The following is a 3,817-nucleotide window of genomic DNA, read 5'->3' as shown; positions in this document are numbered from 1 at the left end:
CCGCGCGACTCGCCGCCGCGCGCGGCTACCGCCCTGCGCGCTACCTCCATGACCTCGAGGTCGACCTCGAAGCCTGGCGGCCCCGAGCCTCGAACGACGACGACGGTACATCCCCGGCGCCCGGGACGGCCGTCTCGTCTCGCCCGCTCGACGTCGCAGACCGCGTGATCGTCGAGGCCACGCGTCGGGCCCACAACGAGGCGTTCGCCGACCAGTCTGGCGCCTCCGAACGTGACCCGGCAACGTGGGCGGCGCAGCTCCTGTCCGCGGCGTTCCGGCCCGAACTCAGTCGCGTCGCGTTACGAGAAGCCGCGCCGACGCCGCGCGGGGCCTCAGTCGATTCCTACGTTCTGAGCTGCGAGTACGCGCCGGGTGAGCTGTACGTGAGCCTCGTCGGCACGCGGCGGTTTGCGCGAGGACGCGGCCTCGCGAGTCGCCTCCTGGGAGACGTCCTCGCGGCGGCGAAAGCGGCCGGGTACCGCAGCGCGGCCCTCGGGGTTGATGCCGAGGGTCCGGCGGACGCCGTGGGCCTCTACGAGCGTGTGGGGTTCCGCCGGGTCCGCAGCAACGTGGTCTACGAGAAGTCGTTCCTCGGCCTCGCGGTCAGGCCGAGCGTGGCACAGCTGCCAGGCCAGCCCCAGTGCGGGCCGGGCCAGTCCCAGCGCGCGGGCCGCCGTTCGCGGACGGGCCTCGCGGTCTCTGCGTGAGCCGCGGGCTACGCTGGCCAGCATGGACCAGCTGAGCCAGCCCGCGCCGTCGTCCGTCCCGGGGGAGCGCCCGCTCGCTGTCATCACGGGTGTGGGGCGCCCGGTGGGAATCGGCGCGGGGATCGCGCGGGAGTTGGCGCGCGAGGGGTGGGACCTCGCCCTCTCCTACTGGTCGCCGTACGACGAGCGGATGTTCGCGTCCCGGCCGCATCAGGTGGCGGAGATCGCGCACGAGCTGAGGGGTCTCGGGGCCGTGGTCCACACCGTGGAGGCTGACCTCACCGACCCGGCGACGCCCGCTCGGCTGCTCGCGGAGGCGAGCGGGGGCCGGCCGATTCAGGCGCTCGTGCTGAGCCACGCCGAATCGGTGGACTCCTCGATCCTCGACACGAACGTCGAATCCTTCGACCGGCATTTCGCCGTCAACGCGCGCGCCGCCTGGCTGCTCGTCAAGGCGTTCGCGGAGCAGTTCCCCGAGGGGCTTCACGGGCTCGGGCGGATCGTGGCACTCACGAGCGACCACACCGTCCACAACCTCCCGTACGGAGCCAGCAAGGGCGCGCTCGATCGGATCGTGCTCGCCGCGGCTCGCGAGTTGGGCGACCTTGGCATCAGCGCGAACGTCCTCAACCCGGGGCCGATCGACACCGGGTGGATGGACGATCCGACGCGCGACGCCCTCACCGCCCGCCAGCCCGGCGGGCGGCTCGGCAGACCTGAGGACGTTGCCGCGGTCGTCGCCTTCCTCGTGAGTGGGCCCGGCGGCTGGATCAACGGCCAACTGCTCAAGGCCGACGGCGGCTTCAGCGCTTGAGTTGCGCCGTCACCTCAGCGGGGTGCGCACCCTGCGGAGGTGACGGCGCAACGAGAGGGTGCGGCGCGGCCTAGTGGACCGCCGCGGCCGGCTCAACGCCCTCGGGCGCGGGAAGCGATGGCCGGTTCCGGAGGAACGCCGCGAGCGCGACCGAAGCGATCGCGACGAACGCCGCGACGAGGAACGCGGAACGGAAGCCGCTCAGCTGCGCCTCGATGGCGGACGTCGCCGCCCCGGATGCGGCTGAGGAGTGCGCCTGCCCGGCCATGACGCCCACAAGGAGAGCGGTCCCGGCGGCGCCGGCTACCTGCTGGAGCGTGCTCAGGATCGCCGAACCGTGGCTGTACAGGTGCGGCGGGAGCGGGTTGAGCCCGCTCGTGAACGCCGGCGTGAACAGGAGCGCGAGGCCGAGCGACATGAGCACGTGCATCACGAGGACGAGCCACACCGGGGTCCCGGCGTTCAGGAAAGCGAGGGCGAACAGCACCGCGGTCATGAGCACGGTGCCCGTGAGGGTCAGCGGCAGCGGCCCGACGCGGTCGAACCACTTGCCCACCGTCGGGGAGAGGAGGCCCATGACGAGGCCGCCCGGCAAGAGCAGGAGACCAGTCGAGAGGGTGTCGAGGCCCTGCACCTGCTGGAGGTAGATCGGCAGGAGGATCACGACGCCGAACAGCGCGATCATGCCGACCACGAGCAGCGCGGTGGCCACCGTGTACATCGGGTAGGTGAACGCGCGGAGGTCCAGGAGCGGGGAGCCCGAGCGCTGCAGGGCAAGCTGACGCCACACGAACAGCGCAAGGGCCACCACGCCAACCGCGAGCGGGAGCGCCGGGCCGAGGCCGCTTCCGTCGCCGCTCAGCTGGCTCAGCCCGTACACGACGCCACCGAACGCGGGCACCGTGAGGACCACCGAGAACGCGTCGAGCCGCGGGCGCTCGGCCTCGGCGGAGCCGCCGAGCTTCCGCGCGCCGAACACGAGAGCCGCGAGGGCGATCGGCAGGACCGTGAGGAACATGAAGCGCCACGAGAGGAACTGAAGGATCAGACCAGAGATTGTTGGGCCGATGGCCGGTGCGACGGAGATCACGATGCTCACCGTTCCCATGACCTGGCCGCGGCGGGCCACGGGCACGAGGGTGAGGACGCTCGTCATGAGCAGGGGCAGCATGATGGCCGTCCCGGAGGCCTGGACCACGCGGGCCAGAAGGAGCACGCCGAAGCCCGGCGCAAGCGCCGCGAGCAGTGTGCCCGCGCTGAAGAGGCTCATCGCGAGAACGAAGACCGTCCGGCGCGCGAGCCGCTGGAGGAGGAAGCCTGTGGTGGGAATCACGACCGACATGGTGAGCATGAACGCCGTCGCGAGCCACTGAACCGTGGACGCGTCGATGTGGAGCTCGGCCATGAGCCGCGGAAGGGCGACGTTCATGATCGTCTCGTTGAGGATCACGACGAACGTCGCCGTCACGAGTGCGGTGATAACGAGGCGGTTCTCGCGGGAAATCTGAGGGTGGGACGCGGGCGTCACAGGGTGTCTCCTGAGAGAGTTTTGGGCGCGGTGTCAAAGAGCGGTGTCAGAGAACGGTCTCAAACAGCAGGGGCCTTGAGCCAAGACCTGCGATAGAGAGAACACTTCAGTCTGCCCGATGATTCCGGGGCCGCGCCACCCTGATTCTGCGGGTAGCCGTGCTCTGGTCCGCTTCTTCGCCGATGTCCTGAGGACAGTCCGGCGTGTCGCGGTGTTTGGGCGTGTCGGGCGCGGAGAAGCGGACCGGAGCCCGGAGCTGGCTGCCGAGTGAACCGAAGGCGAACACGGCCTTGCTAAGCTCTTAAGGCCCAGCCGCCGCCGCGACTGGCCCACCCCTCTCATTCGTCTGGAATCGGACGCGCTCGTGCGCGCCCGCGGGCGTCTGTGCCGACCTCGAGGAGAACCTGGAGCCCATGACAGTCTTGGCCGCGCGTTCCGCCTACGACGACTACGACGAGGACTATCGCTCAGACCTCGATTCCAAGTACGAGGAGGGCTTCGGCCAGGGCCCGGATCTCGGCCACGACGACGAGGACGACTTCGACGACCTTTTCGCGGGGCTCTTCGACGACGAGGACGACGACGAGGACGGGCCTGCCCCCGCGACGGAGCCCAAGCGCACTGCCGCGAAGCGGACGTCGGTGCGGAAGACCGCCGGGACGTCCGGCGCGCGGACGGCCGCGGCGCCCCCCGTTCTGACGCGCACCGTCACCCCGGCCGCACCGATTCTGCGGACCTTCGCGGAAGCGCCCGCTGCACCTGAAGTCG

The 3,817-nt window shown here is 70.7% G+C and carries 3 protein-coding genes and 1 pseudogene; 3 read left to right on the top strand and 1 reads right to left on the bottom strand.

The genetic code is table 11. From position 1 onward, the window contains the following. The coding region (locus ACLN58_RS19245; protein ID WP_415856844.1) for a GNAT family N-acetyltransferase at window positions 1–707 on the top strand (707 nt) is incomplete at its 5' end. Window positions 708–729: 22 nt separating this feature from the next. Then, entirely contained in the window at window positions 730–1,521 is a 792-nt protein-coding gene (locus ACLN58_RS19240) for an SDR family oxidoreductase (RefSeq protein ID WP_415856843.1), read from the top strand. A gap of 70 nt (window positions 1,522–1,591) precedes the next feature. On the opposite strand, the gene ACLN58_RS19235 is transcribed toward ACLN58_RS19240, so the two are convergent. Beyond that, the gene (locus ACLN58_RS19235; protein ID WP_415856842.1) at window positions 1,592–3,049 is read right to left on the bottom strand and encodes a DHA2 family efflux MFS transporter permease subunit; all 1,458 of its coding nucleotides are present in this window, start codon (window positions 3,047–3,049) and stop codon (window positions 1,592–1,594) included. Between the two features lie 413 nt (window positions 3,050–3,462). Here ACLN58_RS19235 and ACLN58_RS19230 point away from each other — a divergent pair. Further along, window positions 3,463–3,817 (top strand): annotated as a pseudogene (locus ACLN58_RS19230) (hypothetical protein); the annotation flags it as partial.

This window comes from Sinomonas sp. G460-2, from assembly GCF_047759905.1.
Lineage (GTDB): Bacteria > Actinomycetota > Actinomycetes > Actinomycetales > Micrococcaceae > Sinomonas.
Note: the sequence above shows the minus strand (reverse complement) of the source record. Positions and strands in the feature narration are given on the sequence as shown.

What these genes read in the sequence shown, in the direction of transcription:
- ACLN58_RS19240 (WP_415856843.1), top strand. Translation starts at nt 730, where the DNA reads ATGGACCAGCTGAGCCAGCCCGCGCCGTCGTCCGTCCCGGGGGAGCGC.